This is a genomic window from Stenotrophomonas sp. 86156_Sma (assembly GCF_056481625.1).
This window is the reverse complement of record NZ_CM151157.1, coordinates 4,919,607-4,939,708: the sequence shown is the minus strand read 5'-3', so window position 1 is coordinate 4,939,708 and position 20,102 is coordinate 4,919,607. Positions and strand designations below refer to the sequence as shown.

Below are 20,102 nucleotides of genomic sequence, written 5' to 3'. Positions count from 1 at the left end.
CGCCTCCTCAGTGGCCGTGCTCGGCTTCGCCCTTGGCCAGCTCGGCCTTGAGCAGGAAGGCGTTGGCACCGACGATGCGCTCGTTGCCGGTCAGCCCACCGAGGATCTCGATACGGTCACCAGCACGACGGCCAGCCAGCACCGGCTGCGCCTTGAAGCCGCCTTCGACGGCGACGAACACCGCGCTGCTGCCATCGACGTTCTGCACCGCATCGGCGGGCACGCTGAGCGAGCCATCCTGGCCTTCGGTGACGACCACCGCCGATACCGGCGAACCGGCCGGCGGCAGCGCGGCATCCACCGGCGTGGCACGGATCACCGCGACGCCGCCCTGCTGGCGGACATCGGCGGCCGACCCGGTGACGGTGGCGGTGAAGCTGCCACCCGGCACGCTCACTTCCAGCTTCATGCCCGGCGTGACCTGCGCGGCCAGCGCCGGCGGTGCGGTGAACACCAGCTCGTTCATCGTCGGGTCGGCGACGTCGGCCACCGCGCTGCCGGCGGCGACCACGCCACCCGGGGTGACCTGCACGTTGCCGACGATGCCGGCTACCGGGCTGGTGATGCGCACGCGACCGCTGCTGTCCGGCGAACCGTTGGCGGCGGCTTGGGCCTGCGCGGCGGCGGCCTGGGCCTGTGCCGCCAGCGAACGTGCGCGCGAGGTTTCCATTTCCTGGCGGGCGACCACGCCCTGGTCGACCAGCGCCTTGTCGCGGCCATAGGCCAGGCGCGCGGCTTCTGCTTCGGCCGAGGCGGCCAGCGCATTGGCGCGGAACACCGCGGCCTCGCCACTGACCACGATGGCCAGTGCCTGGTTCTGCTTCACCGCCGTGCCCGGCGCGACCAGCACGCGCTCGACGCGGCCGGTCACCGTGGAGGCAACCGAAGCGCGGGCGCCCACGGTGGGCTCGACCCTGCCGGACAGCCGGGTCGAGCCACCGCCACCGCGACCGATCGCGACCACTTCGATACCGGAGGCCTTGATCTGTTCCTGGGTCAGCTGCACCACGCCTTCATCGGCGTCGGCGGGGGCTTTCGCGGTTTCCGCCTTGGCCTCCTTGCTGTCGGCGGCATGGCCGTGGCCATCGTCGGTGCCGGCCTTGGCCGCAGCGGGGTCTTCATTGGCAGGCGTCTGCGCGTTGCCAGCGCAGCCGGCCAGCAGCATGGTCAGCAGCACGCCGCCGATCAGCGGGAAAGTACGGGAGAGAGTCATTTGGCCTCCACAAAAGGTGCGCGCCCCTCAAGGCGGGCAAGATCGATTTCGGCGCCGACGCGCGACAGGCGCGCATCCACGGCGGTGCCGCGGGCGGCGATGAGGGCGCTGCGCGTGCTGCGCAGTTCCAGCTGCGAGATGCGTCCGGCATCAAAGCCGATGCGGGCCAGGCGATACGCCTCTTCGGCGGCGACCACGCTTTCATCGGCTGCGCGGGTCCGGCTTCCGGCGGCTTTCAGTCCGGCTACGGCGGAGAGACGTGCTGCCTCGCTGTCGCGGCGCTGCTGGTCCAGGCGGGCCTCGGCCGCGCGCTGGTCGGCATTGGCGGCGCGGATGCCCCCGCGGTTGCGGTCGAACAGCGGGATGCTGAGGCTGACCCCGAGGTTGTAGGCACGCTCGCCGCCTTCGCGGAAGCGGGTCTGTGCGGCGGTGACACTGAGGTCGGGCAGGGCGCGCTTGCGCTCCACGTCGACCAGCTTGCCGGCCGCATCGGCTTCGGCTTCGGCGATGCGCACCGCCAGTGCCACGTCGGTGGCGCCACGCGGCAGCGGCGGGGCCCGGTCGAGCAGGCTGTTGTCGATCGACTGCACCGGTGCATCCAGCAGCGCGGCGCCAGCCAGGCGGGCCAGCGCGGCGTCGCGGAAGGCCTGTGCCTCATCCAGCGCAGCGCTGGCGTTGGCCACCTCGCTCTGCGCCTGCACCGCACGCAGCTGCGGCTCGCGGCCCTGCTTGACCATCGCGTTGACGGCGTTGGCGTCGTCGCGGGTGAGGGTCAGTGCCTCTTCGGCCAGGCTGTAGCGGCGCAGTGCACTTTCCGCCTGTGCATAGACCACCGCCAGCTGGCTGGCCACGTCGCTGCGGCTTTGGGCACCACGCAGGTAGGCGGCCTGTGCCTCGGCGCGGGCGGCACGGACACGCGCGCCACGCTGGCCCCAGACCTCCAGCGGCTGGGACAGGGTGAGCACGGTATCGGCCTTGCCCATGCCGCCATAGGAGCCGGTGCCCCAGGCGTTTTCGGCGGAGTAGGAGAGGGAAGGATTGGGCAACGCACGGGCCTGGTCGGCACGCGCATCGGCGGCCTCGGCCAGTGCCGTACCCACACGGGTACCGGGCAGCTGGTCCAGGCGTTCAAGCAGGGTGTCGTAGGAAGGGGCGGCTTGCGCCATCACCGATGTCGCCGGGGCCAGGCCCAGCAACACGGCGACGACCAGCCCGGCCGCGCGCGGCGACCGAGGTGTCAGGATCGACATAGGGGGATTCCGGTTGTGAGTGAAACGGGAGCCCGCAATCGCGGGACGCGCTCAACTCACGCCCGGGGGGGACGCGTCAATTCATCCTGGGCGACCGCATAGGTCGCCACGTCGCCGGCATTCATCCAGCGCGCCGGCAGCGGCGTACCGAAAGCGGCGAAATCGTTCGCCGGCAGGCTCAGCGTGGAGTGGTGGCAGTGGTTATGCGTGCAGGCACCCGTGTGCTTGCTGTCGCTGTCGCTGTCACCGCCTGCGTCGTCCGCGAGGGATTCGACATGGGCGCTGCTGGCATGCGGTTCCACCGCACACACCAGTGCGTCGGCCACCGGCACGACCACGAATGCCGCCATCAGCAGCATCATCAGGTACGTACGCAGTTGGCGGGTGATCCGGCGCATGGAAGGGAGGCTAGCAAGCGGTTTTCGCCGGATACAATATCAATGGCCACCTCGGGAATTCGTCGGAACCTCCCGTTCAGGTGGCGTCCTGCACTGCGGATTGCCCTTGCACGGGCGGTCCATTGCACCTTGCAACGCCTTCGGTGACGATCGGGATTCGTCACCAGGGAGGGAACGATGAACGCACGCGTCGCTGCTGTTGGGCTGCTGATGGTGTTGGTCAGCCCCGCTGTCCAGGCTTCGGATGACGTCTACGTCGAGTTACTGTGGTCGCCGACACCCGCGGACGCCATCGCGCGATCAGTGGCCTACCAGTTCGTTGCCGATGGACTGCACGACCACCGCATCTGCGTTGCCGCCGGTGGAGAAGACGCCGATGTGGGCGGATTGGAACTCACCATTCGCGACGCCAATGGCGTTCGCATCTCGCAGGTCCGGCATGACGGTTTCCGTGGCCGCAAGACCTGTTTCCCAGCGGACCTTGGCACTGCGGGGACGGCCGGCACGTGGACGGTGGATGCCGTTCTTGGCGACGGCCGGACCGGCAAAGCCGCCGTTCGTGTCGATCACCGCTTGGAGGAGTCTCCGCTGTATCTAGGGCACGACGGCCCCTACGTTGCTGGCCGCCCGAACTACGACCCGTCCGTCCCGGCGGCCGAATGGGTGGGCAAGCTGGTCTGGGTGCTGGACGTGGATGCCGAAGGCAAGGTAACCCGCGTTGAAGTGGAAGTCGCCGAAGGCGTTGGCGAACGCTTGCGTGCCCGTGCAATGGCCGCTGGCTGGTTGAGCCAGTTCGGCCCTGACCCGGCGCGTGCGACCAAGCCATTGCGTTGGCGTCGGACACTGGAATTTGCTGCGGAATGATGGCCGCGCGGGGGCAGTGCTCTTCGTCTGGGTAGTGCCGGCCGCTGGCCGGCAACCTCACGAGCGCAGGCAATCGCCTGCCATCGCCGGCCAGCGGCCGGCACTACCGGTCTGCAGGCAGCTTCGCGATCACCTTGATCTCGAACTGGAACCCGTACAGCCAGGTCACGCCGATACCGGTCAGGGTCGGGTGCGGCGCCTCGCCCCAGTACTCGGGCACGATCGCCCAGGCCTTCTCGAAGTTCTTCTCGGGGTCGACCAGGAACACGGTCACGTCGACCACGTCATCGAAGCTGCAGCCGGCGGCAGCCAGTACCGCATTGAGATTTTCGAAGGCGCGGCGCACCTGCGCTTCGAAGTCCGGCTCAGGCGAACCATCCTCGCGGCTGCCGACCTGGCCGGAAACGAACAGGAAGCCGTTGGATCGGATCGCGGGCGAGTAGCGGTTGCGCTCGTACAGGGCCTGGCGGCCAGCGGGGAAAACGACATCGCGCTGTGACATGGGAAGGAACCCGTGGGAGAGAACGCCATCCTCCGCGCCAGCGCTGTCTGGATAAACCGCGATTATCGGCTTAGATTGATTGCCATTTCCAAACAATCATGACCCACCATGGACCGTTTCGAGGCGATGCGGGCGTTTGCCCGGGTGGTGGAAACCGGCAGCTTCACCCGCGCCGCGCAGACCCTGCAGATCAGCCGCACCACGGCCACCCAGCTGGTGCAGCAGCTGGAGGCGCACCTGCGGCTGCGGTTGCTCAACCGCACCACGCGCCGGGTCAGCGTCACCGCCGATGGCGCGGCCTATTACCCGCGCATCGCCCGCCTGCTGGCCGAGCTGGAAGAGGTGGAGGGCGGGCTGGGCGACGCGGCCACCCAACCGCGCGGACGCCTGCGCGTGGATGTGCCCGGGCCGTACGCGCGCTTGCGGCTGGTACCGGCGCTGCCGGATTTCCAGGCGCGCTACCCGGAGATCCAGCTGGACATCGGCGTGAGTGACCGCGAGGTGAATGTCATCGCCGACAACGTCGACTGCGTGATCCGTGGTGGCACTCCAGCCGACCCGGCGCTGGTGGCGCGGCCGCTTGCTGCGCTGCCGATCGGCTTCCACGCCAGCCCGGGCTATGTGCAGCGCTTCGGCGTGCCGACCGACCCGCGCGCGCTGGAAGGGCCAGATCACCACATGGTCGGTTTCCTCAGCCCGCGCAGTGGCCGCGCCCGCGTGTTCACTGCACAGCGTGGCGATGAGCGCGTCGAGGTGCAGGGCCGCTATACGGTCGGCTTCGACGACGGCAACGCCTATCTGGCGGCTGCGTTGGCGGGGCTGGGCGTGGTGGCGCTGCCCAGCTACATGGCCGAACCGCACGTGGCGCGTGGTGAGCTGCTGCCGCTGCTGCGGGACTGGCAGCTGCCACCGATGCCGATGCATGTGATGTTCCCGCCGAACCGGCACATGAGCCAGCGGCTGCGGGTGTTCATTGATTGGGTGGTGGAAGCGTTGGGGTGAGTGCATCGGTCGCGTGCGAAAATCCGGCTGCACGTACTGGAGAACGCACACCCTGATGAGCCGCATCGTCGCACTGGATACCGAAACCACCGGCATCTCCCACCGCCTGGGGCACCGGGTGATCGAAATCGGTGCCGTCGAACTGATCGATGGCCAGCTCACCGGCCGCCAGTTCCACACCTACCTGCAGCCGCAGCGCAAGGTGGACTGGGGCGCGCAGCGCGTGCACGGCATCAGCGATGCGATGCTGGTGGGCAAGCCACTGTTCTCCAGCAAGGCCGCCGAGCTGCTGGAGTTCCTGCGTGGCAGCGAGATGGTCGCGCACAACGCCACCTTCGATGTGGGCTTCCTGGACAACGAGCTGCGCCTGGCTGGCATCCCCGGCACGCTGGCCCAGCATTGCCGCATCACCTGCAGCCTGAAGCTGGCGCGCGGGCGCTGGCCAGGCCAGGGCAATAAACTGGACGATGTGTTGCAGCGCCTGCGCATTCCCAGCCAGCGCGGCCTGCACGGCGCGTTGAAGGATGCCCATCTACTGGCCCAGGTGATTCCGCATCTGCGCTGAGGCCTGGTCGCCGTTACATCGGCCGCAACCAGCGCTCGATCATTGCCACGCCACATGCCACCCCGTCCTCACTGCTCATCGCCACTCCCAGGGCCGCCGCGCGTGCGCGTGTTGCTTCGGTTGCAGCGAAGGTGATGGCTGCTGCCAGCGCTGCTGCATCCAGTCGCTTCGGTGACAACGGTGCCGGTGCTACGCCCAACCGATACAGGCGATCGGCCCAGAAGAACTGATCTGCGGCGAACGGCATCACCAGTGAAGGAATGCCGGCGCGGCAGGCCGAATGCGTGGTGCCGCTGCCACCGTGGTGGATGGCGAATGCGCAACGCGGGAACAGCGCTTCGTGTTGGGTCGGGCCCAGGACGAAGACAGAATCGGGCAAGCGCATCGCAGGCAGTCCCACCCAGCCGGGAAACAGCAGGACACGGCGCGGTGCCAACGCCTGCAGCAGGGCCGGCAACACGCGTTCGCGATCAAAGCCGGTCATGCTGCCGAAGCCCAGATAGACCGGCGGCGGTCCGGCGTCGAGGAAGGCCTGCAGATCGGCCGGCGGCGTCCAGGGCGCATCAGGAAACCGCCATTGGCCACAGACGATGTGGTCGGCCGGCCAGTCCGTCGGTGGCGGCAGCAGCTGCGGCGAGATGCCATAGAGCATCGGCAGGCCGGACCACAGCGAGCGGCGCGGCGATTGCCCCAGCTGCTTGCGGGCCTCGTTGATCGGCTGGCGGAACTGGCGCCAGATCAGGCCGTTGACCAGCCCATAGCTGGCCCGGTTCAACCAGCCCGGCGAGCGTCCCGGCGGCAGGAACGGGGAGCGGAAGGCACGCGTCGGGGTCAGTGGAATCATGCCGGTCCCGATCACCGGCAGACCCCGGCGTTCGCCCACACTCATGCCGACAAAGGCCGCCAGCCCACCCGTCAGAATCGCGTCGCAACCCTCGGCCGCCGCGTCCGCCTGCCGCATCCAGCCAGTGACATGCTGCAGCGCCATCCGTGCCAGTCCGCTACTGGCGGCGGCAACACCGTTGCCACGCGAGACCAGCGCGACCACTTCGTCATGGATATCACCTTCCAGTGACGCATGGGGCACATTCAGCGCCTGCGCGCTGCCCAGCGTGCCGCCATCGGCCAGCAGTGTCACCTCGTGGCCTGCGCCAATCAGCCCATGGCAGAGCATGGCCATCGGACGCGTATCGCCTTCGGTTCCGTAGGTCAGGGCCAGCAGCCGCATGGAAAGCTCCGCAGTGAACCGGGCCAGTATGCCGGTTGGCGGGCTCCCGGCCTTGCCGGTTCAGTCCCGGCCTGTGGGTAACTTGCGCAAGTGCTTGAACCCGTGCATAATGCGCGGCTCGCTGTGTCCGGTTTTCTACCGGGCGGCGCCTCCGGGAGCACGTCCCCGGCCGCCCAACGCCAGCGTAACCCTTTGATTCTCTTGACGTGTGGTGGGCAACCATCGAGGCCGCCGTCTCCCGGGCTACGGGCTGACACAACTTACTATCGAGGTGCGCAATGTCCCGCGTATGCCAGGTTTCCGGCAAGCGAGTGCAGACGGGTAACAACGTCTCGCACGCCAACAACAAGACCCGTCGTCGTTTCCTGCCGAATCTGCATGAGCGCCGCTTCTGGGTTGCCAGCGAAAACCGCTGGGTGAAGCTTCGTGTTTCCGCGCATGCACTGCGCACCATCGACAAGAACGGCATCGATTCCGTTCTGGCTGAGCTGCGTGCGCGCGGCGAAAAGGTCTGAGGAGTAGACGATCATGGCAGGCAAGCGCGATAAGGTCCGTATGATTTCGACCGCTGGTACCGGTCACTTCTACACGACCGACAAGAACAAGAAGAACACCCCGGGGAAGATGGAATTCTCCAAGTACGATCCGGTCGTGCGTAAGCACGTCCCGTACAAGGAAGGCAAGATCAAGTAATCCGCAAGGATGGCTGGTCCCCGCGAAGAAACCCGCCCTTGTGGCGGGTTTTTTCATGCCCGACGGTGGGGCCTGTGGGTGCCTGTGGGTGCCGACCGTTGGTCGGCACACTCCCCCGGTAGGTGCCAACCTTGGTTGGCACACCTATCCCGCCCCCGGTAGGTGTCGACCTTGGTCGACACGCTGTCCCCTCACCCGGTAGGTGCCAACCCTGGTTGGCACACTGCTTCAAAGCAGTCGAGCGCGGCTCGACTCTACACACCCCGCTGGGCAGAATGGCCCATCACCTCCCGACGGGCGACGCGATGCTGTTCGAGTGGTTGCTGGGTTCGTACCTGCTGCTGATCGACTGGCTCATCCGGCTGGTCGCGCTGTGCTGGATCCCCACCCGCACCACGCCGGGCGCGGCGCGCAGCTGGCTGCTGCTGGTCGGCTTCGTGCCGCTGCTGGGCCTGCCGCTGTACCTGCTGTTCGGCCACCCGTGGCTGTCGCGAGAACGCATCCGCCGCCAAGCCGAGGCCTCGCAGGTCATCCGCGAGGAACAGGCGCTGCAGCATCGCCTGCGCTGGACCCCGCAGCCGGATACCGCCAGCGCCGAGATCGTGCCGCTGGTGCAGCGCCAGGGCGACTTCATGCCGGTGCACGGCAACGCGGTCGACCTGCTCATCGACTACGACGAATCGCTGCACACGCTGATCGCCGACATCGACCAGGCCGAAGACCGCGTGCACCTGCTGTACTACCTGATGTTTGACGACGCGGTGGGCGAGGCGGTGGTCGAGGCACTGCAGCGTGCCGCAGCACGTGGCGTGCAATGCCGCGTGCTGCTCGACGCGGTGGGTGCCAAGCGCGGTCTGCGCGCCTATCGCAAGCGCCTGCAGGCGCGCGACATCGAAGTGCGCGCGATGCTGCCCGGTGGCCTGCGCTGGCGCCGCAGCGGGCGCATGGACCTGCGCAACCACCGCAAGATCGCGGTGATCGACAACGAAGTGGCCTACGTCGGTTCGCAGAACCTGGCGGGCCCGCAGTTCGTGCCCGGCCACCCGAACCGCGAACTGGTGGCACGCGTGCGTGGCCCGGCGGTGGCGCATCTGGAAGCGGTGTTCGCCAGCGACTGGTACATGGAAACCGGCCAGCGTCTGGACGTGATCGCCGATGTGCCCGAGTGCAGCGATGACATCGCCACCCAGCTGCTGCCCAGCGGCCCGGCCTACCCGTACAGCAACGCGCGTGATGCGGTCGCGGCACTGATCCACCTGGCGCGGCGGCGGCTGGTGATGGTCACGCCGTACTTCGTGCCGGACGAAGCCACGTTGAGCGCGCTGCGCATTGCGGCGTTGTCCGGCGTGCAGGTGCAGCTGATCCTGTCGGCCAGCAACAACCAGCGGCTGACCTCGTGGGCGCAGGAGGCGTACTACGACGAGCTGCTGCGCTGTGGCGTGCGCATCGCCCTGTACGAACCGCAGTTCCTGCACGCCAAGCACATGAGCGTGGACGAGGACATCGCCGTGCTCGGCTCGATCAACATGGATATCCGCTCGTTCGCGCTGAATGCCGAGATCGGCCTGATCTGTTACGACCGCGCGCTGGTGAAGCAGTTGTGCGAGATCGAGGATGGCTACCTGCGTGAATCGCGCCAGCTGGACCTGCAGCAGTGGCGCAGTCGCCCCACGTGGCGGCGCAGCCGCGAAGGCATCGCACGGCTGGCCGATGCGTTGATGTAAGGCAATGCCGGCCGCCCATTTCGGCAATCCGGCCTGTCATCGCCGATGGCCTACAATCGGCACATGACTGATTCACCGCGTAATGGCGAACTGGACCTGGCAATCATCGGTGGTGGTGCGGCCGGGGTGCTGGTGGCGATCCAGGTATTGCGCCAGGCCCACACGCCGCTGGCGCTGGCCATTTTCGAACCCGCCTCGCAGCTGGCGCAGGGCATCGCCTATGCCACGCCGTGGCCGGAGCACCTGCTGAACGTGCCGGCGGCGAAGATGAGTGCGGTTGCCGATCAGCCCGGCGATTTCCTCGACTACCTGATGGCCGCCAATGCCTACCCGGGCGAGGCGCGCGAGGTGCTGGGCGAGCGCTATGTGTGCCGCCACTTCTTTGCCGCCTACCTGCAGCAGCGCCTGCAGGAAGCTGCCGCAGCCAGCCCGGCGCAGCTGCAGGTGATCGCGCAGCCGGTACTGGGCCTGCAGCCGGATGACCACGGCTACCAGCTGACACTCGGCGATGGCCACACGCTGCACGCCGCGCAGGCAGTGCTCGCCACCGGCAACAGCATGCGCCCGCTGCCCGTGGCCGGTGCCGAGGCGCTGCCTGCCGATGATGTGATCGAGGCCTGGGACTACGACGGCGTACGCACCCTGGCCGGCGAACAGGCTGTAGCCATTGTCGGCTCCGGCCTGAGCATGGCCGACACCGTGCTGGCGCTGGTCGCCGCCGGCCACAGCGGCCCGCTGCATGTGATCTCGCGCCATGGCCTGCTGCCGTTGCCGCACGCGCACGGTGGCCTGCCCACGTTCGATCCGGCTTTACTGCTGCCGATGAACCTGCGCCAGCGCCTGCGCGCGTTGCGCGGGTTCGCGCGCCAGGCGCAGGCCGACGGCCTGCCGTGGCAGGGAGTGATGGACCGCATCCGCCCGCACGGGCAGGCGTTGTGGTGCAGCCTCGAAGAGGCCGACCAGCGCCGCTTCCTGCGCCATGTGGTGCGCTACTGGGACGTGCATCGCCACCGCATCGCCGAAGAAGTGGATGCGCAGTTGCAGGCGCTGCAGGACAGCGGCCAGCTGCGTATCCACCGGTCCCGCCTGCAACGCGTCTGGCGCGACGGCAATGCGCTGCAGCTGTCCGGCCGCGATGCCTCGGGCAATGAACAGCAGTGGACGATCAGCGGGGTGATCAACGCCACCGGCGTGGAGACCCGCGCCAGCGCACTGCGCAATCCGTTGCTGCAGCAGCTGCAGGCCGATGGGCTGGCACGCCCCGGCCCGCATGGACTGGGGTTGGACAGCACGGTGCCGGGCGATCGCCTGCGCGCCGCCGGTGGCCAGCCGCAGGCACGGCTGGGCGTGCTCGGCAGCCTGCGCATCGGCAGCCTGTGGGAAAGCCTGGCGGTGCCTGAACTGCGTCAGCAGGCGCAGGCACTGGCAACCCAGGTGGTCGCAGGAGCCGCGACGGCGATGCCGTAAAATGGGGGCATGGATGTCTCCCACCTGCTTGATGGCCTGAACCCGGCCCAGCGCGAAGCCGTCTCCGCTCCCCCCGGCCACCACCTGGTGCTGGCCGGTGCCGGTTCCGGCAAGACCCGCGTACTCACCCACCGCATCGCCTGGCTGCATGAAGTCGATGGCGTGCCGACCCACGGCATTTTCGCGGTGACCTTCACCAACAAGGCGGCCGGCGAAATGCGCCACCGCATCGACGCACAGCTGCCCAACGGCAGCCGCGGCATGTGGATCGGCACCTTCCACGGCCTGGCCAACCGCCTGCTGCGCCTGCACTGGCAGGACGCGAAGCTGCCGGAAGGCTTCCAGGTGATGGATTCGGACGACCAGCTGCGGCTGGTCAAGCGCGTGGTGCAGGCGCTGGAACTGGACGACGGCAAGTACCCGGCCAAGCAGATCGCGTGGTGGATCAACGCGCAGAAGGACGAAGGCCGCCGCCCGCAGCACATCCAGCCCGAGCCGCACGACGCCTGGCTGGAAACCATGCGCCAGGCCTACATCGAGTACCAGGCGCGTTGCGACCGCGCCGGCCTGGTCGACTTCGCCGAGCTGCTGCTGCGCGCGCATGAGCTGCTGCGCGACAACCCGGCGCTGCTGGCGCACTACCGCGCGCGCTTCCGCGAGATCCTGGTAGACGAGTTCCAGGACACCAATGCCATCCAGTACGCCTTCGTGCGCGTGCTGGCCGGCGATTCCGGCCACGTGTTCGTGGTCGGTGACGATGACCAGGCCATCTACGGCTGGCGCGGTGCCAAGGTCGAGAACGTGCAGGGCTTCCTGCGCGACTTCCCGGGTGCGCAGACCATCCGCCTGGAACAGAACTACCGCTCCACGGCCAACATCCTCGGCGCCGCCAACGCGGTCATCGCGCACAACCCGGACCGCATCGGCAAGGAACTGTGGACCGACAGCGGCGACGGCGAGCCGATCGACTTGTACGCGGCGTACAACGAGATGGACGAGGCGCGCTACATCGTCGAGCGCGCGCGCCAGTGGGTGCGAGACGGTGGCAGCTATACCGAAGTGGCCGTGCTCTACCGCAGCAACGCGCAGTCGCGCGCGCTGGAAGAGGCGCTGCTGAGCGAACAGGTGCCGTACCGCGTGTACGGCGGCATGCGCTTCTTCGAACGTGCCGAAATCAAGGATGCGCTGGCCTACCTGCGCCTGCTGTCCAACCGCAACGATGACGCGGCGTTCGAGCGCGCGGTCAACACGCCCACCCGTGGCATCGGCGACCGCACGCTGGACGAAGTGCGCCGCGAGGCGCGCGCGCAGGGTATTTCGCTGTGGGAAGCGACCATGCTGGTCACCCAGGGCAGCGCGCTGGCCGCACGTGCGCGCAATGCACTGGCCGGCTTCCTGGTGCTGGTCAACGAGCTGCAGGCGCAGACCCTGCACATGACCCTGGCCGAGCGCGTGGACCACGTGCTGGCCCGCTCGCAGCTGCGCGAGCACTGGAGCAAGGAAAGCCGCAACGCGCTGGACTCGGAATCGCGCACCGACAACCTCGACGAACTGGTCTCGGTGGCCTCGCGCTTCGTGCGCCGCGCCGATGATATCGAGGAAGTGGGCGAGGACATGGACGAGCTGGTCGCATTCCTGGCCTATGCCGCGCTGGAGGCGGGCGAGGGCCAGGCGCAGGCGGGCGAGGAAGGCGTGCAGCTGATGACCCTGCACTCGGCCAAGGGCCTGGAGTTCCCGCTGGTGTTCCTGGCCGGCCTGGAAGAAGGCCTGTTCCCCAGCGCACGTTCGCTTGAGGAAAACGGGCGGCTGGAAGAAGAGCGCCGCCTGGCCTACGTGGGTATCACCCGCGCACGCCAGAAACTGGTGCTGAGCTACGCCGAATCGCGCCGCATCCATGGTCAGGACAACTACAGCCTGCCGTCGCGCTTCCTGCGCGAGATCCCGCGTGAGCTGCTGCACGAAGTCCGCCCCAAGGTGCAGGTCTCGCGGCCGGCCTCGATGGGCGCCAGCCGGGTGATGGGCCATGCCTCGATCGAGGCACCGCCGCTGAAGCTGGGTGCGCTGGTCACCCATCCCAAGTTCGGCGAAGGCATGGTGACCGACTACGAAGGCAACGGTGCCCACGCCCGCGTGCAGGTCGAGTTTGCCGATGCCGGCAGCAAGTGGCTGGTGATGGCGTATGCCAACCTGACGGTGATCTGATCACCGTCGGGGAGGGGAGAATCTCTCCTGTAGAGTCGAGCTTGCTCGACTGCTTTGCGCGTTCAGTCGAGCAAGCTCGACTGTACGAAAGCGGTGGCGCGTCATTCTGAGGTGAATTTCTCCACCGCGGAAATCACGCTCGCGCGATCCATCGCTTCTTCATCCTGGCGGTTGCGGATCAACACATAGTGGCCTTCCGCCGGCGACAGCACCTCGATCACCTCGCCGCGGTAGTTGGTGATCTCGATGAAGCCGTTGCCCATGCCGTTGAGGTTGTCGATCTCGGCAATTAATGTCTCCAGGCTCACGATGGCGCCGCCCTTGTCCGTTCCGCCGCCAGTGCGGGGATTGTCGAAGTACACGCTTATCTTCGGCTGCCTGGTCCTTTGCCAGTTGTTGACGTCAACGATGTGATGTGTGGACCACTTGAAATCCTCTGCTGATTCGTTGCCGTTGAACTCACACTGGAAGATCGGCAGGCACAGGAACAGACCCGTGCGCTTCTCGATTCGGTTCAGAAGCCCGTGATACGTGCTGGGAACCGCCATCGCATGGGTAAACCCGTAGGCGTTGGGTGGAATCTCGAAGATCGTTGGCCCATCATGTGAAAGATTGTGCGGTGCGTTCAGCACAACGCTGGCAGCGAATTCCGGATCATCGACATTCTTGGACGCGATCGCGAGGTCATGTGCCTTGGCATTCCTTATGCAGCAATAGAGCGTGTAGGTCGCGACTACGTACCTGCTGAAGTAGCAGCCGTGGGCCTCGGCTACCTCTGCGAACGTCGTTAACAGGTCATCCTTGGTGATCATGGGCATCTGGATGGTGGAAAGGCACATAATGGTTTGCTGAAGGTCTTCCGGCCATGCAGCTTGTCTGAAAGCACCCGGTTGGCGTCAGAGCCCTTTTCCGTTGGAAAAGGAGTCCGACCCCGATACGCTGCGGGCATGACCCGCAACGTGCTCTTCCTCTGCAGCCAGAACCGCCTGCGCAGCCCCACCGCCGAGCAGGTATTTGCCGATTGGCCGGGCATCGAGACCGCCTCAGCCGGGTTGCTGGCCGACGCCGAGGAAGTACTCAGCCCCGAGTTGCTGCAGTGGGCCGACCTGGTCTTCGTGATGGAAAGGGCGCACCGCAACCGTCTGTCCAGCCGTTACAAGGCATGGCTGAACGGCAAGCGGGTGATCTGTCTGGATATCCCCGACGACTACGACTACATGGACCCGGTGCTGGTGGAGCTGCTCAAGCGCAAGGTGGCACCGTTCCTGCGTTGACGGGCTGTTGTAGAGCCGAGCCCATGCTCGGCTGCTTCTGGTGGGAAAGGCAGTCGAGCACGGCTCGACTCTACAAAGGCAGTCGAGCAAGCTATGCCGGTCGTCCTGACCGGCACCCTTCGGGCCGTCGCAAGCGACGTTGGCAGCGGCTCCTGCCGCTACCTTCGACTCTACAATGGGGCCTGACATCTTCCAGGAACGCCCCGATGACCGAACCCACGCTGCACGTCACCGTGAAGTTGAACGCCAAGCTGCAGCCCGAGCATCGCCACGAACTGTTCGAGGATCCGCTCGATGCGCTGCTGCAGGCGGCCCAAGTGGGCGAGCTGACCGGCGGCGGCACCGCGATGTCCGACCTCGGCGAGGTCGAATACGGCGATATCGAAGTGGCGCTGGTCGATGCGGCCGGCGTGCCGAAGCTGATCGACCTGCTGGAGCAGCTGGGCGCGCCGAAGGGTTCGCAACTGCAGGGTGCGGGCGAGGCTGATCGAGGCTTCGGCGTGACCGAGGGCCTGGGCATCTACCTGGATGGCCTGACCCTGCCGGACGAGGTCTACGAGCAGTGCGATTCCAACCACGTGTTCGAGCAGCTGTCCGAGCGCATCGATGGCCTGGGTGAGATCTGCAGCTGGTGGCAGGGCCCGACCGAGACCGCGCTGTACATGTACGGCGAATCCTTCGAAGCGATGCGTGATGCGATTGCCGAATTCGTGGCCAGCTATCCGCTGTGCCAGAACGCACGCGTGGTGCAGATCGCCTGAAGATTGGGGCGCTGTAGAGTCGAGCAAGCTCGACTCTACGGCAGCAGGTTATCGGCCGGCTGACTGCCGGGCGTTGTCGCGCAGCGCCATGTCCTTGCCGATCTGGTAGCCGCCGAACAGCACCGCCAAGGCGATGATCGCGGCGACCATGATGGACTTCTGGGAACTCCAGACGGGCGGCTTGTTGTCCTGCATGTCGGTCGTCCTTGGGCGCGGCAGTGCGCCGCCCGCCGAGCATGCGCCGCCTGACCGGTGCGTGCAAGCGGGCGGTGCGCACGCCCCTGCACGGCGCCGGATTGATTCTGCTCAAGGCACGGCCTGCACATCCGGTGTGCAATGGTGTCGTTCCCATCTGGCAGATCGCTACGGAGCCCCACCATGTACAAGCGCATCCTGATTGCCACCGACGGATCCGAGCTGGCCGACAAGGGCCTGGCCAAGGGCCTGGAGCTGGCCAAGGACCTCAACGCCGAGGTCGACATCGTGACTGTCTCCGAGCCGTGGGCCGTCGGCATGTACGACGCCATGGGCTGGAGCGTGGGCTACATGAACAGCCCCGAGTACAAGGCCGACCGCGAGGAAGGCGCGCAGAAGGTGCTGCAGCCGGCGCTGGCCAAGGCGGCCGAGCAGGGCATCACCGCCAATCCGGTGCACGTGCTGGACCGCTATGCGGCTGACGGCATCATCGAGACTGCCGGCGAGCGCAACAGCGACCTGATCGTGATGACCTCGCACGGCCGCCGTGGTGTGACCCGTGTGCTGCTGGGCAGCCAGACCGCTGAAGTGCTGGCACGCAGCACGCTGCCGGTGCTGGTCATCCGCTGATACAAGCGTTCCCGGGGAGGGGACCCGACGCCGGCCGCAGGATGCGCGCCGGCGTCATCTTTTGTAGGGCCGGCAGGGGCCCATCCACGCATGGCGTGGATCTACTGAATCGCAGGGATCCGACCCCGGTCACATCACCAGCTGTACAGCTTCCAGTACACCGGCGACACGCCGTCCTTGTCGTTGTCGAAACGGCCATCGCCGTTCTTGTCGTACATATAGAACGGGGCACCGCGCGACGGGGTCACCTTGACCATGCGCAGCTGGCCGGACACGCGGTATTCCTCGATGACATCGCCGTTGTCCATGGTGCGCTTGGACACATCCGCGCCCTTGACGTCCACCGGGGGAGCGCCCGCGCCACCCATGCTGGCGCAGCCAGCGAGCAGGAGCAGGGAAGCCAGCATCAGGGTCTTCATCGGCGGGGGCCTTTGCCTGGAAAGAGCCTTGATTATGCCCCATCGCCGCGGCTGTGCCGTGTCGTCGCAGTGCAGGCACGGGCGCGTAGAATCGACCCATGAGCAGATTAGTCCTGATCGACGGGTCCAGTTACCTGTACCGCGCGTTCCACGCGCTGCCGCCCCTGTCCAATGCACAGGGTGAACCCACCGGCGCGCTGTTCGGCGTGGTCAACATGCTGCGCTCGACACTGAAGGAGCGCCCGGCCTACGTGGCGTTCGTGGTCGATGCGCCGGGCAAGACCTTCCGCGATGACCTGTACGACCAGTACAAGGCCAACCGCCCGCCGATGCCCGATGAGCTGCGCAGCCAGGTCGAGCCGATGTGCCGCATCGTCGAAGCGCTGGGCATCAGCATCCTGCGCATTCCCGGCGTGGAAGCCGACGATGTGATCGGCACGCTGGCCCTGCAGGGCGTGGCGCAGGACCTGAAGGTGACCATCTCCACCGGCGACAAGGACTTTGCCCAGCTGGTGCGCCCGGGCATCGAGCTGGTCAACACCATGACCGGCAGCCGCATGGATTCCGATGCCGCAGTGATGGAGAAGTTCGGCGTGCGCGCCGATCAGATCATCGACCTGCTGGCGCTGATGGGCGACACCGTCGACAACGTGCCGGGCGTGGAGAAATGTGGGCCGAAGACCGCCGCCAAGTGGCTGGCCGAGTACCAGCACCTGGACGGGGTGATGGCGGCCGCGCCGACCATGAAGGGCAAGATCGGCGAGAACCTGCGCGCCGCGCTGGAGCGTCTGCCGCTGAACCGCGAGCTGGTGACCATCCGCACCGACGTGGAGCTGGACGCCAGCCCGACCACGCTGGCCCTGCGCGAGCAGGACGTGCCGGAGCTGACCGAGCTGTATGCGCGCTACGGCTTCACCCAGGCGCTGAAGGAGCTGGGTGCACCGCTGCCGGCGCCGACGGCCGCCAGCGAAGCAACGCCGAGCCTGCGTGGCACCGCCGCCGGCTTCGCCCGTGGCAGCGCCGAGGCCCCGGCCGCCGGCACGCTGGATCCGGCGCTGGCCGCACCGGGTGAATACGAGACCATGCTGACCGCCGAGCAGCTGCAGGCCTGGGTCGAGCGCCTGCAGCAGGCGGAGCTGATCAGTTTCGATACCGAAACCGATGCGCTGGACGCGATGCGTGCGCGCCTGGTGGGCATCAGCCTGGCGGTCGAGCCGGGCAAGGCCGCCTATATTCCGGTCGGCCACGATTACCCGGGCGCGCCGGCGCAGCTGCCGATGCAGCAGGTGCTGGACGCACTGCGCCCGGTGCTGCAGGACCCGGCGAAGAAGAAGCTGGGCCAGCATGGCAAGTACGACCTGCATGTGCTGCGCCGCCACGGCGTGGAGGTGCAGGGCTACCACGACGACACCATGCTCGAGAGCTTCGTGCTCAATTCCACCGCCACCCGCCACGACATGGATTCACTGGCCCTGCGTTACCTGGGCTACAACACCATCAAGTTCGAGGACGTGGCCGGCAAGGGCGCCAAGCAGATTCCGTTCTCGCAGGTGGGCATCGACGAAGCCAGCCGCTATGCGGCCGAGGACGCCGACGTCACCCTGCGCCTGCACCACGCGCTGCAGCCGCAGCTGCTGGCCGAGCCGGCGCTGGACAGCGTGTACCGCGACATCGAGATGCCGCTGGTGCCGGTGCTGACCCGCATCGAAGCCAATGGCGTGCGGATCGACACCGACGAACTGCGCCGACAGAGCCAGGACCTGTCCTCGCGCATGCTGGCCGCGCAGCAGAAGGCCACCGAGCTGGCCGGCCGCAGCTTCAACCTGGATTCGCCCAAGCAACTGCAGGCGGTGCTGTTCGATGAGCTGAAGCTGCCGGCGGTGGTGAAGACCCCGAAGGGTCAGCCCAGCACCAATGAAGAGGCGCTGGAGGCGATCGCCGACCAGCACGAGCTGCCGCGGGTGATCCTGGACTACCGGGGCCTGGCCAAGCTGCGCAGCACCTACACCGACAAGCTGCCGGAGATGGTCAACCCGGACACCGGCCGGGTGCATACCAGCTACCACCAGTCCGGCGCCGCCACCGGCCGCCTGTCCTCGTCGGACCCGAACCTGCAGAACATCCCGATCCGCACCGAGGATGGCCGCCGCATCCGCCGCGCGTTCATCGCCCCGGAGGGCTTCCAGCTGCTGGCGGCCGACTATTCGCAGATCGAGCTGCGGATCATGGCCCACCTGTCCGAGGACCCGGGCCTGGTGCGTGCCTTCGAGCAGGGCGCCGACGTGCACCGCGCCACCGCCGCCGAGGTGTTCGGGCGCACGCTGGAGGAAGTGACCCCGAACGAGCGCCGCGCGGCCAAGGCGATCAACTTCGGCCTGATGTACGGCATGAGCGCCTTCGGCCTGGCGCGCAACCTGGGCATCGACCGTGGCCAGGCGCAGGACTACGTGGCGCTGTACTTCAGCCGCTACCCGGGCGTGCGTGATTTCATGGAGCGGATGCGCCAGCAGGCCCGCGACCAGGGCTATGTGGAAACCCTGTTCGGCCGCCGCCTGTACCTGAACGACATTCATGCACGTAACCAGGGCCTGCGCGCCGGTGCCGAGCGCGCCGCGATCAACGCGCCGATGCAGGGCACCGCCGCCGACATCATCAAGCGCGCGATGGTGGACGTGGACCAGTGGCTGCGTGACAGCGGCGCACCGGCACGGATGATCCTGCAGGTGCACGATGAACTGGTGTTCGAAACCGAAAGCAGTTTCGTCGAGGAGTTGCGTTTGCAGGTGGTCGAGCGCATGTCGCAAGCGGCCAAACTGCGGGTGCCGCTGGTGGTCGATACCGGCATCGGCAACAACTGGGACGAAGCACACTGAGGGTGTTTCAGGCCGAAAACGACGTGAATTCGTTCATTCGTCAGAGGTTTCTGACTCGATCATGAATGTTGCCCTGATGGAGGTTCATTAAATTGGGCCCCTTCACGAACCGTTAGTGTTCGGAGTGCTTCTATAACTCTCGACAGGCGCAACGCCTGTTGTGGATCTCTCCCATCCCCTGGAGCAGATCTCGGAACGGGGACTCCTCCCCAAGTGCCCGTTCCCCGGCCCCGTTGACCTCCCCCTGGTCAGCGGGGCTTTTTATTTGTGCCGTTGCCAGATGACGTGGCCTGCGCCACGCTGGGCCACCGCTCCGCAGGGGAACCCGCAATGCCCGATCTGTTCTCACTGGCGATGCCGTGGTGGGAGTTCATCCTGCGCGCGGTGGTGGTCTACGTCGTGGTGCTGGGCATGGTCCGGCTCAGTGGCAAACGTCCGCTGGGGCAGATCACCCCCTTCGACGTGCTGCTGGTGGTGCTGCTGGGCAACGCGGTGCAGAACGCGCTGCTGGGTACCGATACCTCGCTGGGCGGCGGCCTGCTGCTGGCGGCCACCCTGATCCTGCTCAACTATGGGGTGGGCTGGGTCAGTACCCGCAGCCGGCGCATCGAGCGCCTGGTGGAAGGAGAACCGGTAGTGATCGCGCGTGATGGGCGCCTGTTCGACGCCGTTCTGCGCCGTGAGCAGGTCACCCGCGCCGATTTCGAGGCCGCGATGCGCCAGCAGGGCTGCCTGGGCGTGGAGGATGTCGAGCTGGCCCTGCTGGAGATCAACGGGCACATCACCATCATCCCCAGGAAGAGCACCTGACCCTGTAGAGCCGAGCCCATGCTCGGCTGCCT

At 67.0% G+C, this 20,102-nt stretch carries 21 protein-coding genes; 13 read left to right on the top strand and 8 right to left on the bottom strand.

What is annotated here, in order from left to right:
- Nucleotides 1-7 precede the first annotated feature (7 nt).
- Genes ACZK33_RS22870 through ACZK33_RS22860 form a run of 3 tightly spaced genes read right to left on the bottom strand, consistent with a single transcriptional unit; the run spans nt 8 to nt 2,861 of the window.
- Nucleotides 8-1,213 (bottom strand): efflux RND transporter periplasmic adaptor subunit, encoded by a 1,206-nt coding sequence (locus tag ACZK33_RS22870; RefSeq protein ID WP_329894023.1) that lies wholly within the window; start codon nt 1,211-1,213, stop codon nt 8-10.
- A complete protein-coding gene (locus ACZK33_RS22865; RefSeq protein WP_329894022.1) occupies nt 1,210-2,463 on the bottom strand; it encodes a TolC family protein in 1,254 nt (417 codons plus the stop codon). The genes ACZK33_RS22870 and ACZK33_RS22865 overlap by 4 nt, the downstream gene beginning before the upstream one ends.
- 56 nt (nt 2,464-2,519) lie before the next feature.
- Nucleotides 2,520-2,861, bottom strand: a complete 342-nt coding sequence (locus ACZK33_RS22860; RefSeq protein ID WP_049399170.1) for a hypothetical protein — start codon at nt 2,859-2,861, stop codon at nt 2,520-2,522.
- A 177-nt stretch (nt 2,862-3,038) separates the two neighbouring features.
- Here ACZK33_RS22860 and ACZK33_RS22855 point away from each other — a divergent pair, with 177 nt between their 5' ends.
- Nucleotides 3,039-3,725, top strand: coding sequence for a hypothetical protein (locus ACZK33_RS22855; protein ID WP_228756494.1), 687 nt, complete (start codon nt 3,039-3,041; stop codon nt 3,723-3,725).
- A gap of 103 nt (nt 3,726-3,828) precedes the next feature.
- Here ACZK33_RS22855 and ACZK33_RS22850 read toward each other — a convergent pair whose 3' ends face one another.
- Nucleotides 3,829-4,227 (bottom strand): RidA family protein, encoded by a 399-nt coding sequence (locus ACZK33_RS22850; protein WP_049399172.1) that lies wholly within the window; start codon nt 4,225-4,227, stop codon nt 3,829-3,831.
- Nucleotides 4,228-4,335: 108 nt separating this feature from the next.
- Between ACZK33_RS22850 and ACZK33_RS22845 the strand changes: the two genes are divergently transcribed.
- Nucleotides 4,336-5,229 (top strand): LysR family transcriptional regulator, encoded by an 894-nt coding sequence (locus ACZK33_RS22845; RefSeq protein WP_423174564.1) that lies wholly within the window; start codon nt 4,336-4,338, stop codon nt 5,227-5,229.
- 55 nt (nt 5,230-5,284) lie between these two features.
- Nucleotides 5,285-5,794: a DNA polymerase III subunit epsilon gene (gene dnaQ / locus ACZK33_RS22840; protein ID WP_049462269.1), complete on the top strand. Its 510-nt coding sequence runs from the start codon at nt 5,285-5,287 to the stop codon at nt 5,792-5,794.
- 13 nt (nt 5,795-5,807) lie between these two features.
- On the opposite strand, the gene ACZK33_RS22835 is transcribed toward dnaQ, so the two are convergent.
- Nucleotides 5,808-7,022, bottom strand: coding sequence for a glycosyltransferase (locus tag ACZK33_RS22835; protein WP_423174563.1), 1,215 nt, complete (start codon nt 7,020-7,022; stop codon nt 5,808-5,810).
- A gap of 278 nt (nt 7,023-7,300) precedes the next feature.
- Between ACZK33_RS22835 and rpmB the strand changes: the two genes are divergently transcribed.
- The 5 genes from rpmB (at nt 7,301) to uvrD (ending at nt 13,108) form a co-directional block, all read left to right on the top strand.
- Nucleotides 7,301-7,537: a 50S ribosomal protein L28 gene (gene rpmB / locus ACZK33_RS22830; RefSeq protein WP_005411638.1), complete on the top strand. Its 237-nt coding sequence runs from the start codon at nt 7,301-7,303 to the stop codon at nt 7,535-7,537.
- Nucleotides 7,538-7,547: 10 nt separating this feature from the next.
- Nucleotides 7,548-7,715: a 50S ribosomal protein L33 gene (rpmG, locus tag ACZK33_RS22825; protein ID WP_170272460.1), complete on the top strand. Its 168-nt coding sequence runs from the start codon at nt 7,548-7,550 to the stop codon at nt 7,713-7,715.
- A 305-nt stretch (nt 7,716-8,020) separates the two neighbouring features.
- Complete coding sequence (cls, locus tag ACZK33_RS22820) at nt 8,021-9,439, top strand: cardiolipin synthase (RefSeq protein ID WP_423174599.1); 1,419 nt, start codon at nt 8,021-8,023, stop codon at nt 9,437-9,439.
- A 45-nt stretch (nt 9,440-9,484) separates the two neighbouring features.
- Nucleotides 9,485-10,906: an FAD/NAD(P)-binding protein gene (locus ACZK33_RS22815; protein WP_423174562.1), complete on the top strand. Its 1,422-nt coding sequence runs from the start codon at nt 9,485-9,487 to the stop codon at nt 10,904-10,906.
- 9 nt (nt 10,907-10,915) lie between these two features.
- Nucleotides 10,916-13,108, top strand: coding sequence for a DNA helicase II (gene uvrD / locus ACZK33_RS22810; protein WP_423174561.1), 2,193 nt, complete (start codon nt 10,916-10,918; stop codon nt 13,106-13,108).
- Nucleotides 13,109-13,209: 101 nt separating this feature from the next.
- On the opposite strand, the gene ACZK33_RS22805 is transcribed toward uvrD, so the two are convergent.
- The gene (locus tag ACZK33_RS22805; protein WP_423174560.1) at nt 13,210-13,920 is read right to left on the bottom strand and encodes a hypothetical protein; all 711 of its coding nucleotides are present in this window, start codon (nt 13,918-13,920) and stop codon (nt 13,210-13,212) included.
- A gap of 135 nt (nt 13,921-14,055) precedes the next feature.
- Here ACZK33_RS22805 and ACZK33_RS22800 point away from each other — a divergent pair, with 135 nt between their 5' ends.
- Together ACZK33_RS22800 and ACZK33_RS22795 are read left to right on the top strand one after the other, a co-directional pair.
- Nucleotides 14,056-14,382, top strand: coding sequence for a low molecular weight protein tyrosine phosphatase family protein (locus tag ACZK33_RS22800; protein WP_057500899.1), 327 nt, complete (start codon nt 14,056-14,058; stop codon nt 14,380-14,382).
- Nucleotides 14,383-14,588: 206 nt separating this feature from the next.
- Complete coding sequence (locus ACZK33_RS22795) at nt 14,589-15,143, top strand: hypothetical protein (RefSeq protein ID WP_423174559.1); 555 nt, start codon at nt 14,589-14,591, stop codon at nt 15,141-15,143.
- Between the two features lie 48 nt (nt 15,144-15,191).
- Here ACZK33_RS22795 and ACZK33_RS22790 read toward each other — a convergent pair whose 3' ends face one another.
- A complete protein-coding gene (locus tag ACZK33_RS22790; RefSeq protein WP_005411630.1) occupies nt 15,192-15,338 on the bottom strand; it encodes a hypothetical protein in 147 nt (48 codons plus the stop codon).
- Nucleotides 15,339-15,521: 183 nt separating this feature from the next.
- On the opposite strand from ACZK33_RS22790, the gene ACZK33_RS22785 reads away from it, so the two are divergent.
- Nucleotides 15,522-15,968: a universal stress protein gene (locus ACZK33_RS22785; protein ID WP_005411629.1), complete on the top strand. Its 447-nt coding sequence runs from the start codon at nt 15,522-15,524 to the stop codon at nt 15,966-15,968.
- 134 nt (nt 15,969-16,102) lie between these two features.
- Here the strand turns inward: ACZK33_RS22785 and ACZK33_RS22780 are convergent, their stop codons facing one another.
- Nucleotides 16,103-16,387, bottom strand: coding sequence for a DUF2782 domain-containing protein (locus tag ACZK33_RS22780; protein WP_005411628.1), 285 nt, complete (start codon nt 16,385-16,387; stop codon nt 16,103-16,105).
- A gap of 98 nt (nt 16,388-16,485) precedes the next feature.
- Between ACZK33_RS22780 and polA the strand changes: the two genes are divergently transcribed.
- Nucleotides 16,486-19,260 (top strand): DNA polymerase I, encoded by a 2,775-nt coding sequence (gene polA / locus ACZK33_RS22775; protein ID WP_423174558.1) that lies wholly within the window; start codon nt 16,486-16,488, stop codon nt 19,258-19,260.
- 330 nt (nt 19,261-19,590) lie between these two features.
- Nucleotides 19,591-20,070 (top strand): DUF421 domain-containing protein, encoded by a 480-nt coding sequence (locus ACZK33_RS22770; RefSeq protein ID WP_125893335.1) that lies wholly within the window; start codon nt 19,591-19,593, stop codon nt 20,068-20,070.
- Nucleotides 20,071-20,102 lie beyond the last annotated feature (32 nt).

Bases quoted from the DNA above. Each gene is read 5' to 3' on its own strand.
- cls (WP_423174599.1), top strand. From the start codon at position 8,021: ATGCTGTTCGAGTGGTTGCTGGGTTCGTACCTGCTGCTGATCGACTGG.
- ACZK33_RS22795 (WP_423174559.1), top strand. From the start codon at position 14,589: ATGACCGAACCCACGCTGCACGTCACCGTGAAGTTGAACGCCAAGCTG.
- ACZK33_RS22865 (WP_329894022.1), bottom strand. From the start codon at position 2,463: ATGTCGATCCTGACACCTCGGTCGCCGCGCGCGGCCGGGCTGGTCGTC.
- ACZK33_RS22835 (WP_423174563.1), bottom strand. From the start codon at position 7,022: ATGCGGCTGCTGGCCCTGACCTACGGAACCGAAGGCGATACGCGTCCG.
- ACZK33_RS22870 (WP_329894023.1), bottom strand. From the start codon at position 1,213: ATGACTCTCTCCCGTACTTTCCCGCTGATCGGCGGCGTGCTGCTGACC.
- uvrD (WP_423174561.1), top strand. From the start codon at position 10,916: ATGGATGTCTCCCACCTGCTTGATGGCCTGAACCCGGCCCAGCGCGAA.
- ACZK33_RS22845 (WP_423174564.1), top strand. From the start codon at position 4,336: ATGGACCGTTTCGAGGCGATGCGGGCGTTTGCCCGGGTGGTGGAAACC.
- dnaQ (WP_049462269.1), top strand. From the start codon at position 5,285: ATGAGCCGCATCGTCGCACTGGATACCGAAACCACCGGCATCTCCCAC.
- ACZK33_RS22855 (WP_228756494.1), top strand. From the start codon at position 3,039: ATGAACGCACGCGTCGCTGCTGTTGGGCTGCTGATGGTGTTGGTCAGC.
- ACZK33_RS22800 (WP_057500899.1), top strand. From the start codon at position 14,056: ATGACCCGCAACGTGCTCTTCCTCTGCAGCCAGAACCGCCTGCGCAGC.
- ACZK33_RS22805 (WP_423174560.1), bottom strand. From the start codon at position 13,920: ATGATCACCAAGGATGACCTGTTAACGACGTTCGCAGAGGTAGCCGAG.
- ACZK33_RS22790 (WP_005411630.1), bottom strand. From the start codon at position 15,338: ATGCAGGACAACAAGCCGCCCGTCTGGAGTTCCCAGAAGTCCATCATG.
- ACZK33_RS22860 (WP_049399170.1), bottom strand. From the start codon at position 2,861: ATGCGCCGGATCACCCGCCAACTGCGTACGTACCTGATGATGCTGCTG.
- rpmB (WP_005411638.1), top strand. From the start codon at position 7,301: ATGTCCCGCGTATGCCAGGTTTCCGGCAAGCGAGTGCAGACGGGTAAC.
- ACZK33_RS22815 (WP_423174562.1), top strand. From the start codon at position 9,485: ATGGCCTACAATCGGCACATGACTGATTCACCGCGTAATGGCGAACTG.
- ACZK33_RS22850 (WP_049399172.1), bottom strand. From the start codon at position 4,227: ATGTCACAGCGCGATGTCGTTTTCCCCGCTGGCCGCCAGGCCCTGTAC.
- ACZK33_RS22770 (WP_125893335.1), top strand. From the start codon at position 19,591: ATGCCCGATCTGTTCTCACTGGCGATGCCGTGGTGGGAGTTCATCCTG.
- polA (WP_423174558.1), top strand. From the start codon at position 16,486: ATGAGCAGATTAGTCCTGATCGACGGGTCCAGTTACCTGTACCGCGCG.
- ACZK33_RS22785 (WP_005411629.1), top strand. From the start codon at position 15,522: ATGTACAAGCGCATCCTGATTGCCACCGACGGATCCGAGCTGGCCGAC.
- ACZK33_RS22780 (WP_005411628.1), bottom strand. From the start codon at position 16,387: ATGAAGACCCTGATGCTGGCTTCCCTGCTCCTGCTCGCTGGCTGCGCC.